The sequence below is a fragment of the Nocardia sp. CA-136227 genome, assembly GCF_050955695.1.
Taxonomy (GTDB): domain Bacteria; phylum Actinomycetota; class Actinomycetes; order Mycobacteriales; family Mycobacteriaceae; genus Nocardia.
The window spans coordinates 6,345,370-6,359,183 of sequence record NZ_CP192081.1 but is presented as its reverse complement, the minus strand read 5'-3'; the positions used below and the strand labels follow the sequence as shown (position 1 = coordinate 6,359,183).

At 71.2% G+C, this 13,814-nt stretch carries 10 protein-coding genes; 6 read left to right on the top strand and 4 right to left on the bottom strand.

Annotated features, from left to right (window positions below):
* Nucleotides 1-185: 185 nt before the first annotated feature.
* Entirely contained in the window at nt 186-665 is a 480-nt protein-coding gene (locus tag ACQP06_RS29470; protein WP_357283428.1) for a TetR family transcriptional regulator, read from the top strand.
* A 70-nt stretch (nt 666-735) separates the two neighbouring features.
* Entirely contained in the window at nt 736-1,911 is a 1,176-nt protein-coding gene (locus tag ACQP06_RS29465) for an amino acid deaminase/aldolase (protein ID WP_433667928.1), read from the top strand.
* 53 nt (nt 1,912-1,964) lie between these two features.
* Here ACQP06_RS29465 and ACQP06_RS29460 read toward each other — a convergent pair whose 3' ends face one another.
* A complete protein-coding gene (locus tag ACQP06_RS29460) occupies nt 1,965-5,708 on the bottom strand; it encodes an AAA domain-containing protein (protein ID WP_433667926.1) in 3,744 nt (1,247 codons plus the stop codon).
* 422 nt (nt 5,709-6,130) lie between these two features.
* On the opposite strand from ACQP06_RS29460, the gene ACQP06_RS29455 reads away from it, so the two are divergent.
* Entirely contained in the window at nt 6,131-6,874 is a 744-nt protein-coding gene (locus ACQP06_RS29455; RefSeq protein WP_433667924.1) for an alpha/beta hydrolase, read from the top strand.
* Between the two features lie 6 nt (nt 6,875-6,880).
* Here the strand turns inward: ACQP06_RS29455 and ACQP06_RS29450 are convergent, their stop codons facing one another.
* Nucleotides 6,881-7,528 (bottom strand): phosphoribosyltransferase, encoded by a 648-nt coding sequence (locus ACQP06_RS29450; protein WP_433667923.1) that lies wholly within the window; start codon nt 7,526-7,528, stop codon nt 6,881-6,883.
* 41 nt (nt 7,529-7,569) lie between these two features.
* Complete coding sequence (locus ACQP06_RS29445; protein WP_433673464.1) at nt 7,570-8,373, bottom strand: carbon-nitrogen hydrolase family protein; 804 nt, start codon at nt 8,371-8,373, stop codon at nt 7,570-7,572.
* Between the two features lie 272 nt (nt 8,374-8,645).
* On the opposite strand from ACQP06_RS29445, the gene ACQP06_RS29440 reads away from it, so the two are divergent.
* Nucleotides 8,646-10,445, top strand: a complete 1,800-nt coding sequence (locus ACQP06_RS29440; RefSeq protein WP_433667921.1) for a DEAD/DEAH box helicase — start codon at nt 8,646-8,648, stop codon at nt 10,443-10,445.
* Nucleotides 10,446-10,520: 75 nt separating this feature from the next.
* On the opposite strand, the gene ACQP06_RS29435 is transcribed toward ACQP06_RS29440, so the two are convergent.
* The gene (locus ACQP06_RS29435; protein ID WP_433667920.1) at nt 10,521-11,279 is read right to left on the bottom strand and encodes a hypothetical protein; all 759 of its coding nucleotides are present in this window, start codon (nt 11,277-11,279) and stop codon (nt 10,521-10,523) included.
* A gap of 164 nt (nt 11,280-11,443) precedes the next feature.
* On the opposite strand from ACQP06_RS29435, the gene ACQP06_RS29430 reads away from it, so the two are divergent.
* A complete protein-coding gene (locus ACQP06_RS29430; RefSeq protein WP_357087196.1) occupies nt 11,444-12,613 on the top strand; it encodes an acyl-CoA dehydrogenase family protein in 1,170 nt (389 codons plus the stop codon).
* Between the two features lie 9 nt (nt 12,614-12,622).
* The gene (locus tag ACQP06_RS29425) at nt 12,623-13,750 is read left to right on the top strand and encodes an acyl-CoA dehydrogenase family protein (protein ID WP_433667919.1); all 1,128 of its coding nucleotides are present in this window, start codon (nt 12,623-12,625) and stop codon (nt 13,748-13,750) included.
* Nucleotides 13,751-13,814 lie beyond the last annotated feature (64 nt).

Genomic DNA, 13,814 nt, shown 5'->3' with positions numbered 1-13,814 from the left:
ACAAAACAATCCTGAGGTACGTATTGGACTATCAAAGCTGGTCGCAAGGACAGTAAACGACGTAACATCGGTACCCGTTGAACGGGTACGCCGGGGTACAGGCCGGTGATCGATGCTGATCTGCAACCCGTTGAGCGAGCCGCGCAGGCGAGGTGCGCGAGTCTTTTCGCCAAAGGGAGTCGTCGTTGAGCGCAAGTGGAGAAATCACCCAGGTCGGACTTCGTCCGGCTATGACCGAGGCCATCGAGGCCGCGGCCGGGTCGCTCGATTTCAGCGGTAATCGTGCGCTTCGAGTTCTGTTGCACGCGGGCGTCAGTACGCTGTGGCCGATCCTGAAATCCTCACCCGACCGCCAGCTGCGGGCCTACGAGTCGACCCTGTCGGTGCTGCGGCGGCGCTGGGAGAACCAGACCGGCTGCGTGCCGGATCCGATCGCCACCGCCATGTTCCGGGAACTGGACGCCGACGTGACCGAGTTCCTGGACCTGTGCGCCCGCCGGTCGGGCACCCAGTGGCTGGAACCGGTCGACGCCATCGCCGCCTACCTGCTGGCCGTCATCCAGGGCATGGTGTTGCGCTGGCTGGCGGACTGCGATGACGAGATCTCACTGGTCGTGCTGGACGACCTGGTCTCGTACCTGTCCACCAAGGCCGTCGACCTCTGAGAATTCGCTCCGGTGGATTCGCCTCAACTTTGTGCTGGACGAGTGACCAGGTTCGTGGTCGAATGATCTGGTGACCGATTCGTCGCCGATCAGCGGGCTGCACGCGGCCACCGCCGACCTGGAACCGCCGCTGGCCGCGGTCGACCTGACCGCCCTGCGCGCCAATGCCGCCGATCTGGTGCGCCGCGCCCGCGGCGTGCCGATCCGGGTGGCCAGTAAATCCGTGCGCTGCCGCGCGGTGCTCGAGGAAGTGCTGGGCGACAAGCTCACCGCGTCCGGCGGCTTCGCCGGGATCATGGGTTACTCACTGCGCGAAGCGATCTGGCTGGTCCGCGAGGGCGCGCGCGATGTGCTGCTCGGCTATCCCACCGCCGACCGGCACGCGCTGGCCGAACTCGCCGCCGATCCGCTGCTGCTCGACTCCATCACCCTCATGGTCGACGACACCGACCAGCTGGACTTCATCCGCGCCGCCGTCGGCGAGAAGGCCGCTCCCCGTGTGTGTCTGGATGTCGACGCCTCCCTGCGCATCGGCCCGCTGCACCTGGGCGTGCGCCGCTCCCCGATCCGCACCCCCGACCAGGCCGCGAAGCTGGCGACCGAAACCCGTTCCCGCGGTTTCCGGCTCGTCGGCGTGATGACCTACGAGGCCCAGATCGCTGGCCTGCCCGACACCAATCCGGCTGTGCGCCTGGTGAAGTGGGCCTCCGCCGCGGAGATCGGCAAGCGCCGCCGCCAGGTGCTGGACGCGGTGCGGTCGGTGGCCGGTGAACTGGAACTGGTCAACAGCGGCGGCACTGGGTCCATCGAGGTCTCCATCACCGACCCGGGCGTCACCGAGGTGACCGCGGGTTCGGGCCTGTACCTGCCGACCCTGTTCGACGGCTACCGCAATCTCGCTCCGCGTCCGTCCATGTACTTCGCGGCCCCCGTGCTGCGCCGTCCCGCGCCGGGGATCGCCACCGTGTACTCCGGCGGCTACATCGCCTCCGGTCCCACGGGCGCGTCGCGGGTGCCGAAACCGGTGTGGCCCTTGGGCTTGAAGCTGATCGGCACCGAGGGCGCGGGCGAGGTGCAGACCCCGCTGACAGGCGCCGACGGGCTGCGGATCGGTGATCGCGTCTGGTTCCGGCACGCCAAGGCGGGCGAGCTGTGCGAGCGGTTCAACGAGGTCCACCTCGTCGACGCCGACGGCAGCCGCACCACGGTGCCGACCTACCGCGGCGAAGGCCACAACTTCGGCTGACGGCACGTGCGGCGCCGAGTTCCGGCTGTCGGGGGGAACTCGGTGCCGCGCTGTCAGACCCGGTCGAGTTGCAGGACCGCGGCCAGGTCGGACAGTTCGGCGGTGGTGGCCGGGAGGAATTCGGTCAGCAGCGGTGAGCGCACGATGATCGCCGACCACATGGCCCGCGAGATGGCGCTGGTCAGCCAGTGCCGCGACAGCAGCGCGCCGATGCCGTGCGGCGCGTCCTCGGGCGCGGAGGTGGTCATGGAGACCAGCACCACCGCCGCCTCGCGACCCTGGAAGTGGTCGGGCGTGCCGACCAGCACGTCCTCGATCTTGGCCCGCGACAACAGGGTTCGGATGCGCGCCACCTGCGCGTGATACGGGGCAACCACCAGGATGTCGTGCGGGTGCAGGCGGCGGGTGACCGCTCCGGTGTGCCAGGGCAGACCCAGCAGCGTCCGTACCTGGCGCACGATCTCGCGCGCCTCCTCGGCGGATTCGGTGCCGTTGCCGTGATGCTCCACCGCGACCGTGCGCACGCCGGGCGGGATGCCGTCGAGTTCGCGTGCCAGGGTGACGGTTTCGTTCGAGCGCAGCCGATTGTCGTAGCGCAGCCGCGACACCGGCCCGCACATGCGCGGATGCATGCGCCAGGTGCGGTCCAGGAAGTAGCCGTAGGCGGCGGGCAGGGTGCGGTGCGCGCCGAGCAGCCGGCCCAGCACGGATTCGGCGATGGGCTCGGGATGGGTGCCGTGCGCGGCGGGCGGCGCGGGGTCGCCGATCAGCAGCAGGTTGCGCGCGCACACCGCCACCGCGGCCGCCTCGGCCAGCGGGAACTTCCCGGCGTCCACGATGACCAGCAGGTCCAGGCTGTCGCGCGCGATGCGTTCCGGATCGGTGAAGTCGCCCGAGAGTCCGCCCACCACACAGCCGTTCACGGCATTGTCGAGGAAACGCGGATAGCGGGACGCCTCGATGGGCAGCCATTCCGGGGCCACCGCGCGGCTGTCGGCCTTGGCCACCAGCTCCGGGAGCACGCCCACCTCGACGACGGCGTCGAGCAGATGCTCGACCGCCCGGTGCGTGCGCGCCACCACCCCGACCCGCCACTTGTGGCGGGTGACGAGGCGTTCCACGGCGCGCGCGGTGGTGACGGTCTTGCCGGTGCCGGGCGGACCCTGCACGGCCGCATAGGAATTGTCGAGGTCAAGCACGGCCGCGGTGACGGCGGCGGCCTGGTCGCCGAACACCTCGGGCAGCGTCGCGCGGGTGCGCAGCCGGGGCGGGCGGCGGGCGAGGATGTCGAAGACGGCCGTCTCGGGCACCTGGGGGAGCGTCACCAGCAGCTGATGTGCGGTGTCCTCCAAGGCTTCCGCGAGACGCGCGTCGGGGCCGGGCGGGCAGGGCGCGATGGCGGTGGGCAGCTCGTCGTAGGGCGCGCAGCCCTCGGGCAGGAACTCGACGACGCGCATCACGTCCTCGAAGCCCGCGTCCAGGGAGCAGCCGAGCACGGTGGCGTGCGCGGTGGCGCGCAGCCCGGGGGTGACGGCCATACCGGGCGCGGCGTGGTCGTAGAGGGTGAGCACGGGGGTGCCGGGCGGCGGCGCGTTGCCGGTGCCCAGGCGTCCGGTCAGGGTCAGGTACCGGCGCAGGGGTCGCTGTCCGGTGCCGTGCCAGTCGGTGTCGACCGAGCCGGAGTCGGCGACGAGTACGCCCGCGGTGTCGGCCCATTCGTCCACGGGGTGGTCGAGGCGGTCGTCGTGGGCCCAGCGCAGCGGGCGGCGTTCGCGCCGGTGATAGCCCAGCGCGGCGGCGGTCAGTCCGGCCGCCTCCTGGGCCGGGCCGCGTCGCGCGCCCGAGCTCTCGGCGAATTCCCGCAGCGCGGCCTCGACGTCGTCGGGTCCGGTCTCGGTGTAGTCGTAGGCCCAGCGGCGGCTCGGCCGCACCCGGTGTTCGGCGGCCAGCTCCAGCAGCCAATCCCGCAGGCGCAGGACCGCTTCGGCGCCGTGCGCGGTCTCCTCTTGATTGGGCGGCAGCTGGTGCAGGTCGTAGGACCGCTCGCCGACCACCAGCGCGGCCCGCACCACCGGGTACAGGTCGACCAGCGCGGGCAGCAGCTCCGCCACGGCGTCCTCGGCCTCGGAGTCGCGCTCCCCGACGGTGTCGAGCACCTCGCGCAGATCGCCGCGGTAATGGTGGATCCGCAGCTCCGGGAATTCGCGCTGCCGCTCCATCAGGAACTCCAGCAGCTCGTCCGCGTCGTCCCGCCGCCGGGTGAGCGACACCCTGCCGTCGCGCTCACCGGCTCGAATCACGAAGGTGCGCTCGGTTTTCGGCAGCGCGGGCGCGGGCACGAAGCCCAGGTCGATGGTGCTCACGCCGGGCATCGGCTCGCGCTCGGCGGTGGCCACGCGATCGCAGACGGTCCCGGGGGCCGTCGCGCCGGGCGTTCTGGGACCGAAACTCAGTGCCACCGGCGGGATTTCCGCGTTGCCGAGCCCGGCGGCGGCGCGCTCCGGCTCGCGCGGGTGTTCAGCGGCATCGGCCAGGGTGTCACGGGGGCCGTCGGCGCGATGGGAGCGGGCGTTCGCGGGATCGGAGTCGCCGATCGCCGCTGCGAAACCCACGTGAACGATCAAATCGCCTGCGGTACGGCATATCCCGGCCCGAGATCGGGCTGTTCCGCAGGCGCTGACCATGGGGACGCCGACGCCGTCGGGTCCCGGCGGCGCGGTGACGCTGACGAACAGGTCGCCCGGGGCGGGGGCGGCCAGCGCGGCGAGGGCGGCCGGCTCGACGAGGCCGTGCACGGGGCGGCCGGTGCGTTCGCGAAGGATCTGGACCTCGGCCTGGCGGCGCAGCGCGGTGAGCGTGGCGGCGGGGATGCCGGTGACCGTGGAGTCGGCGACCGCGAGTCGGTCCACGGTGGTGATGCCGGCGTCGCGCAGGTGGGCGCGGGTGGCCGGGCGCATGCCCGCGACCAGCAGCAGGTCCCGGCGGGCCTCGAGTTCGGCGGTGCAGGTGGGGCAGTGGCCGCAGGCCAGGAAGCGCCGATCGCCCCACTGCACGGGGAGTAGTTCGCCGAGTTTGGATTCCACGATGAGGTTCAGCCGCGCGCGCCGGGCCTGGTAGACCACCGCCATGTCCGCGAGCCGATGGGTGACCGGGACCCCGTCCTCCCACACCAGCGCGTGCGACGCGGCCCGGAAGCCGTTGTGCCGCAGGGCTTCCGCCGCCGCAGCAAGGCCGAGCAGGGTGGCGACGCCGCCGCGGCGTCCGGCGACGCCGGTCACGATGTAGTCGTGGCCCTCGGGTGCGTGGTCGCGGACCAGGAATTCGCAGCGCGCCGCGAAGTCGCCGTCGAACAGGACGGCCCCCGCGACCGCCTCGGCCTCGCCGCGCAGTGCCGCGGCGGTCTGCTCGTGCGCGACCCGCAGCCCGGCCAGCGCCTCGTCCCGCGTGTGCTCGGGCGGTGCGGCCGCGGTGTCGCGGCGGAGCGCGCAGGGATGGTCGTCGGGTAGCCCCGCGAGCGGGTCGGCGTCCGGGGGCGTGAGGGCGGCCACGCCGAGGGTGGCCGCGGCGGCCGGCGATAGGCGGATGCGGGTGACGGCGTCGCCGTGGCGGTCGCGGAGGTCGGCGAGGCGGTGTTCGACGGCCGGGTCCGGGCCGGGGGTGAGCGTGCCGCGCGACGGGTACTCGGCCGGGGCCACCAGTCCCAGTTCGGCGTCGAGCGCGCGCAGCAGCGCGAACTCACAACGCGCCGCCGCCACCAGGTCTCCGGTGCTGCACACGACACGATCACCGAACAGCATCAACCGCGGCCCTCCTGTGCCATTGCTCCGCCCGCCCGGCCGGGATCGTCACGTGCCGAGTCGGCCATAGCGTAATGACTGCGGGCTGTGTGATGTGCCGCCAGGTGGGGCCCGCGCGCCGGGTCGTCCCGGTCGCGAGCCGCCCACGTCAGCGCGCGTTTGCGGGCGGTGTTGGGAGACAACGCGACTCGTGCGCGGTGCGGTGGCCGTAGTCGGCTCAACGCCCGGTCGGACGCCAGAAATCGCCCCGCCATTCCGGCGTGTCGTCCGGCGGGCGGGACCGGGTCGCCCGTCCGGTCCGGCCGCCGGGACCGGCCTGGGACCGGGAATCCGGGCCGACCGTTCGGTCCCCGCGTTAATTACTGACCAGTTGCCTGTTCGGAGCTCCCCCATAGCCGCGTTCGGTCTGTCACAATCTGCCGATGCTTTACCTCGCGGGCGCTCGCGGCCGCCTTCACTACCGACGATGGCGGCTCGACCGTGCGCAGGCCGTCCTGGCTCTGCTGCCCGGAATCGGCCAGCACAGCGCGCACTACCATCGGTTTGCCCGGGCGCTCGCCGCCCACGGAATCGAACTCTGGGCCCTGGACACCTCGGGCCACGGTCTCAGCGAAGGAGACCCGGAGCGGCCCGGCAATATTCACGAACTGGCCGCCGACGCGCGGATGTTCCTGGATCAGGTGCACGAGCACTCCGACTCCACGCCCTTCCTGATGGGGCACTCGCTGGGCGCGGCCACCGCGCTGGCGGTGCTGCGGGACGCCGAACCCCGGGACTTCTCCGGTCTGGTGCTGTCCGGCACGCCGCAGGCGGTGCTGGAGGGCCGGTCGCCGAAGTCCGCCCGCGGCAGCGCGGTCGCGAATCGTGGCCGGGCCCAAGCCGTTTCCGGCGGGAGTTCGGCCGAGGCCCGCTCCCGGGCCGCGGCGGCGACCGCCAGCGAATCGGATTGGCCGGGCCCCCGGCTGCCCGAGGGTCTGCCGGTGCTGATCGTGCACGGCGCGGACGATCGGCGCGCGCCGATCGATCCGGTCCGGGCCTGGTCCGAGCAGGTCGGGGCGCGCTTCCTCACCTACCCGGACACCGGCCACGATCTGCTGCACGAGCCCGCGCACGCGGCGGTCACCGCCGAGGTGGTCGATTTCGTGCACGCCCGCTCGCTGGTCTGACGGCGGTCACCGTTCCGGGTCGCGGGCGGTGGCGGGCCGCAGCAGCCGTACCACCTCCGCGTCGGTGAGCTGGTGGAAGTCGCGATACGCGCCGCCCACGCCGCCGAGATTGCGCGGCACCATCGGGCACACCACCTCGTCGGCGATGGCCCGGATCCGCTGCAGCGCTTCGGCCGAGGACACCGGCACGGCCACGACCACCCGCCGGGGCGCGTGCTTGCGCGCGATCTCGCAGCCGGCGGCCACGGTCGCGCCGGTGGCCATGCCGTCGTCGACGATCACCACGGTCCGATCGGTCATGTCGATCGGCGGCCCCTCGCGCAGCACCCGCCGCCGCCGTTCCAGCTCGGCGCGTTCGACGTGCTCGATGTCGATCAGCTGCTCCGGGGACACGCCCGTGTGCCGCATGACGTCGTGATTGAGGACCCGCACCCGGTCCTCGCCGATGGCCCCCATGGCCAGTTCCGGCTGCCACGGCACCCCGAGCTTGCGGACCAGCAGCACATCCAGATCCCCGCCGATCGCCTCGTGCACCGCCGCCGCCACCGGAACCCCGCCGCGAGGCAGTCCAAGCACCAGCGGATCCGCCGCGCGCAGGTGCCCCAAAACCTCACCCAGCGCGCGCCCGGCGGCCCCGCGATCCGGATAGATCATCGGTATTCAGTCTAGTTGCGTGAGCCTCGGCTGACCGGGGCTCATTCGCCGCGGATGGTGTATCTGCGCAGCGCCAGGCTCGGGTTGGTGGACCGGACCTCGCCCAGGTGCGCCAGGTCGACGCGGGCGGTGGCGATGCCCGGTTGGTCGCCGAGTTCGGCCAGCACCGCACCGGTGGGGGCGATGATCATGGAGGCGCCGGAGCCGCGCGGCGCGGCCTGGTCGGCGGCGGCCACGTACATGGTGTTCTCGATGGCCCGGGCCCGCAGCAGCGTTGTCCACTGATCGACCTTGCCGGGGCCGGGAATCCACTGCGCGGGCAGCAGCAGGGTGTGCGCGCCGGCGGCGGCCAGGCGGCGAATGCCCTCGGGGAAGCGCAGATCGAAGCAGGTCTGCATGCCGAACACGACGCCGTCGACGGTGAAGGTCTGGGACTGGTCGAGCGGGCCGGGGATGAGCAGGTCGGATTCGCGGGAGCCGAAAGCGTCGTAGAGATGAACTTTTCGGTACACCGCGGCGAACTCGGCGTCGGGGGAGGCGGCGACGAGGGTGTTGTAGATGTGCCCGGCGGGCTGGTCCGGGCCCCCGGCCTCGACCACGCCGGCGACCACGTGCACGCCGAATTCGGCTGCCACGCCACGCAATCCAGTGACGAACTCTCCGGTGAGCGGCTCCGCGGCGGCCAGCACCCGCTCGTCCAGGCGCTTGGTGGCGAACATCGCGTACTCGGGGGCCACCACCACCTTCGCTCCGAGTTCGCTGGCCGCTTTGACCTCGGCGCGCAGCGCGGTGAGATTGGCCACGGTGTCGGTGTGCGGATCGAACTGCACCACCGCCACGTCCACCGACCCCGCAGGCGCGGTGCCGGCCTGCTGCCGGGCCGCGGCGCCCGGTTCGGGGTCGGCCGTCGCCACGGCTCCCGAGCTGGCCGCATCGGGCGAGGCCAGGGTCCCGGCGACGTAGTTGTGGACGGGAGCGGCTTCGGTATTTTCGAGTCCGGAAACCGGGCTCGAGGGCGTCGGGAGGGCGGGCGCGGGCGGGTTGTCCGGTTGCACGACTCCCAGGGTATTCACCCGATGGTCAAGCCCGCAGCTAGCAGGCAGTAAAATCCATGGCAATGAGCACCTCACCGGCCGACAGCGTTCCCACTGACGACGAGAGGGACGTTTCCGGCCCGTCCTTCGCCGATCTCGGGCTCGATGACCGCATTCTGCGGGCCATCGCCGATGTCGGCTACGAATCGCCGTCGCCCATCCAGGCGGCGACGATTCCGCCGCTGCTGGACGGCCATGACGTGGTGGGTCTCGCCCAGACCGGTACCGGTAAGACGGCGGCGTTCGCCATCCCGGTGCTGCAGGGCATGCACGGGGCGGGCAAGGCGCCGAAGGCGCTGGTGCTGGCCCCGACTCGTGAGCTGGCGATCCAGGTTGCGGAGGCGTTCGGCCGGTACGCCACCCATATGCCCGGAACGCATGTGCTGCCGATCTACGGTGGTCAGAACTACGCGGTGCAGCTGTCGGGGCTGCGGCGCGGCGCCCAGGTGGTGGTCGGCACCCCGGGTCGCGTCATCGATCACCTGGAGCGCGGCACGCTCGACCTGTCGGAGCTGCAGTACCTGGTGCTCGACGAGGCCGACGAGATGCTCAAGATGGGCTTCCAGGAGGACGTCGAGCGCATTCTGCGTGACACGCCCGCGGAGAAGCAGGTCGCGCTGTTCTCGGCCACCATGCCGACGGTGATCCGCAAGATCTCCAAGCAGTACCTGAAGGATCCGGTCGAGATCACGGTCAAGACCAAGACCTCGACCAACACCAACATCACCCAGCGCTGGGTGCAGGTGTCGCATCAGCGCAAGCTGGACGCGCTGACCCGCATCCTCGAGGTGGAGCCCTTCGAGGCCATCATCATGTTCGTGCGCACCAAGCAGGCCACCGAGGAGCTGGCCGAGAAGTTGCGCGCGCGTGGGTATTCCGCCGCGGCCATCAACGGTGACATCGCGCAGGCGCAGCGTGAGCGGACCATCGGCCAGCTCAAGTCGGGCGTGCTCGACATCCTGGTCGCCACCGACGTCGCCGCCCGCGGTCTGGACGTGGAACGCATCTCGCACGTCGTCAACTACGACATCCCGCACGACACCGAGTCCTACGTGCACCGCATCGGCCGTACCGGTCGCGCCGGCCGCACCGGCACCGCCCTGCTGTTCGTGGCCCCGCGCGAGCGCCGGCTGCTCGACGCCATCGAGCGCGCCACCCGCCAGCAGGTCACCGAGATGCAGCTGCCCAGCGTCGAGGACGTCAACGCGCAGCGCGTCACCAAGTTCCACGACGCCATCACCGACAACCTGGCCTCGGACAACCTGCCGCTGTTCCGCAAGCTCATCGAGGACTACGAGCGCGAGCACAACATCCCGCTGGTGGACATCGCGGCGGCGCTGGCGGTCGGCGGCCACGACGGTGACAACTTCTTCATGGAGCCCGACCCGGAGCCCGCCCCGCGCGAGCGCCGTGAGCGTGCCCCCCGCACCTTCGACGACCGCGATCGCGGCCCCCGCGAACGCCGGGAGCCCAGCGGTCCGTCCCGGCACCGTCAGACCGGCGCGGAACTGGTCACCTACCGGATCTCGGTCGGCAAGCGCCACAAGGTCGCGCCGGGCGCGATCGTCGGCGCCATCGCCAACGAGGGCGGCCTGCGCCGCAGCGACTTCGGGCACATCAGCATCCGCCCGGACCACTCGCTGGTGGAGCTGCCCGCGGACCTGTCCAACGAGACGCTGAACGCCTTGAGCCGCACCCGGATCAGCGGTCAGCTCATCGAACTGCAGCTGGACGCCGGCGCCCCCGGCGCCCGCTCCATGAGCCGAGCCCCCCGCCGCGAGGGCAAGCGCCCGGACCAGCACCGGCGCAAGCCGCGCTTCTGACGTAGCGCATTCCAAACGACGACGCCCGCATCCGGAATGGATGCGGGCGTTGTGTTTTCGGTGAGTCGTGAGTGGCTAGGCCGGGGCGCTGCCGGAGCCGGAGTTGTCGGCCGGGGTCTGCGCGGGAGTGGTCGGCGCGGCCGGGGTGGTCGAGGGGGTCGCGCCGGAGGCGTCGGGGGCCGCCGGGGTGGTGGCGGGCGGGGTGGCCTGGACCGCGGGGGCGTCCGGGACCGTCGAGAGGCCGACAGTCGGGAGCACGACGCAGCGGGCGTTGGGGTAGTCGATGGTGCCCCAGAGCGAGGCGATGATGGTGCCCGGGCCGGTCTCGACGGTCTTGGACAGCGTCGGGAGGCTGTACTCGGTGTGATCGTCGAGGGGGACGATGCCGCTGCGGCCGTTGTTCACGTTCAGCCAGGCGACGGTCAAGCCGGAGGACAGGGGGAAGCCGTTCTGCTGGGCCATGACCTGGAAGCTGACATTGCCGGCGGGCAGCGACACCGTGGCCGCCGGGCCCGCGATGCCGGTGACGGCGGTGGCCGAGGTGAGGCTGAACGGCATGTTGAAGCCGCAGCCCAGGGTGGGGGCCAGGTACGAGAACGGTGTGAACTGAACATTTTCCAGCTTCGCGGCGGCGACCAGCTGGGCGGACTTGGCAATGTCGGCGACCGCGGTCCTGCCCGCCACGTCGTCGCCGACGGCGTGGGTGAGCTGTTCGACGCCGGTCTCGGCGGGAGTGCGGGGCTGATCGGCAGTGGCCGTGGTGGTGCTGAGGGCCGCGGCGGTGGTGAGCGCGGCGATCGCCGCGGTGCGCCGGAAAAGCGTGCTGCCGTTCACTCTGGCTGCTCCTGCGTTGCGGGTGTGGGGTTCTCGGGCAACCTACCAGTTCAGGTCGGTCCCGGTGCCGCCGAGCCGTCCAGTCGGTGTGATCCGGGTGACAATTGGATCGTTACCGGGGGGTAGGTTTGATGGCGACATCACAGCGACGCTCGGGAGAAGCAATGAAGCTGGCCCTTTCACCCGATGAGGTGACATTCCGGGACGAACTGCGCGAGTTCTACCGGACCAAGATCCCGGCGGAGATCCGTGACCGCGTCAAGTACGGTCTCGAGCTCTCTCGCGATGACATCGTCACCACCCACCGCATCCTCAACGAGAACCACCTGGCCGTGCCCAAGTGGCCGGTGCAGTGGGGTGGCCGCGACTTCTCGCCCATGCAGCTGCACATCTGGGAAGACGAGATGCAGCTGGCGTCGGTGCCGGAGCCGCTCACCTTCAACGCCCAGATGATCGGCCCGGTCATCGCCCAGTTCGGCTCCGAGGAGCTCAAGCAGCGCTTCCTGCCGCCGACGGCCAACCTCGACATCTGGTGGTGCCAGGGCTTTTCCGAGCCCGACGCGGGTTCGGACCTGGCCTCGCTCCGCACCACGGCGGTCCGCGACGGCGACTCCTACATCGTCAACGGCCAGAAGATCTGGACCACCCTGGCCCAGTACGCCGACTGGATCTTCTGCCTGGTCCGCACCGACCCGAACGCCAAGAAGCAGGCGGGCATCTCGATGCTGCTCTTCGACGTGAATACTCCGGGCGTCACCATCCGCCCGATCAAGCTGATCGACGGCCACCACGAGGTCAACGAGGTCTTCTTCGAGAACGTCCGGGTCCCGGCCGACCAGCTGGTCGGCGAGGAGAACATGGGCTGGACCTACGCCAAGTTCCTGCTCGGCAACGAGCGCACCGGCATCACCGGCGTGGGCCGCACCAAGGTCAAGCTGGGCGTCGCGAAGGAGCATGCGGCGCAGATCCGTTCGGGCAACGGCACGCTGCTCGAGGATCCGGTCTTCGCGGCCCGGGTGGCCGAGATCGAGAACGAGCTGCTGGCGCTGGAGCTCACCCTGATGCGGGTGATCTCGAATTCCAGTGACGGCAAGCCGAATCCGGCCTCCTCGGTGCTGAAGCTGCGCGGTTCGGAGCTGCAGCAGGCCGCCACCGAACTGCTGCTGGAGATCGCCGGTCCGGACGCGCTGCCGGTGAACGCCGCCGACATCGCCTCGCCGGGCTGGGCGCAGCGCAGCGGCCCCGGGTACCTCAACTACCGCAAGACCACCATCTACGGAGGCTCCAGCGAGGTGCAGCGCACCATCATCGCCTCCACCATCCTCGGATTGTGAGCCGCCGCCATGGATTTCGAACTCACCGATGAACAGGTCATGCTGCGCGATACGGTCCGGGACCTGCTGGGCCGCGCCTACGACCCGGAGACGCGCCTGAAGGTCATCGACACCGAACTCGGCTGGAACCGCGACGTGTGGCGGCAGCTGGCCGAATTGGGCGTCCTCGGACTGCCTTTCGACGAGGAGGACGGCGGCGTGGGCGCGGGCCCGGTCGAGACCATGGTCGTCATGGAGGAGATCGGCCGCCGCAACGCGCCCGAACCCTACCTCGATGCCGTGCTGGTCCCCGGCGGGCTGATCGCCCGCGCGGGCACGGCCGACCAGCGGCAGCGGGTGCTGCCCGCGCTGGCGGGCGGGGAGACGCTGCTCGCCTTCGCCCACGACGAGCCCGGCTCCCGGTGGCCCGCCGCCGATCCGGCCACCACCGCGGTGCCGGACGGGGACGTCTACCGGATCACCGGCGTCAAGAACCCGGTGCCGCACGGTGACTGCGCCGATCAGCTGGTGGTCAGCGCCGCCCTGCCCGGCGGAGGAGTCGGGCTGTTCCTGCTCGCCGCCGACGCCGAGGGCGTCACCCGCACCCCGTTCCGCACCTTCGACGGGCGGCGGGGCGCGCAGCTCGAATTCGCCTCCGCGGCAGCCGAACTCCTCGGCGACGGCGGCGACGCCCAGCCGGTGATCGACGCGGTCACGGTGGCGGCGCAGGCGAGCCTGTGCGCGGAATCGCTGGGCGCGATGGAGGAGTCGATGCGGCTCACCACCGATTACCTGAAGACGCGCAAGCAGTTCGGGGTCACGCTGTCCAAGTTCCAGACGCTGACCCAGCGGGCCGCGAACATGTACGTCTCGCTGGAACTGGCCCGCTCCATGAGCCTGTACGCGACCGCGGCGGTGGCCGACGGCTCCGCGGACCGGGTGGCGGCGTCGCGGGCGCGGTTGCAGGTCGGCCGCTCGGCCCGGCACATCGGCCAGGAGTCGATCCAGATGCACGGCGGCATCGGCATCACCACCGAATACCCGGTGAGCCACTATGTCGCCCGGCTCACCGCCATCGCCCGGACCCTGGGCGGCGACCTGGAGCATCTGCGGGTGCTCAGCGATCGGGTCGGCGAGTACAGCCTCGTGGAGTTCTGACCCGCAAGCCCCCTGAACGCGCCCCGCTCGAGCCTCGAGCGGGGCGCGTTCGTGTCCGATCCGG

What these genes read in the sequence shown, in the direction of transcription:
- ACQP06_RS29460 (WP_433667926.1), bottom strand. Translation starts at nt 5,708, where the DNA reads ATGCTGTTCGGTGATCGTGTCGTGTGCAGCACCGGAGACCTGGTGGCG.
- ACQP06_RS29455 (WP_433667924.1), top strand. Translation starts at nt 6,131, where the DNA reads ATGCTTTACCTCGCGGGCGCTCGCGGCCGCCTTCACTACCGACGATGG.
- ACQP06_RS29450 (WP_433667923.1), bottom strand. Translation starts at nt 7,528, where the DNA reads ATGATCTATCCGGATCGCGGGGCCGCCGGGCGCGCGCTGGGTGAGGTT.
- ACQP06_RS29440 (WP_433667921.1), top strand. Translation starts at nt 8,646, where the DNA reads ATGAGCACCTCACCGGCCGACAGCGTTCCCACTGACGACGAGAGGGAC.
- ACQP06_RS29430 (WP_357087196.1), top strand. Translation starts at nt 11,444, where the DNA reads ATGAAGCTGGCCCTTTCACCCGATGAGGTGACATTCCGGGACGAACTG.
- ACQP06_RS29425 (WP_433667919.1), top strand. Translation starts at nt 12,623, where the DNA reads ATGGATTTCGAACTCACCGATGAACAGGTCATGCTGCGCGATACGGTC.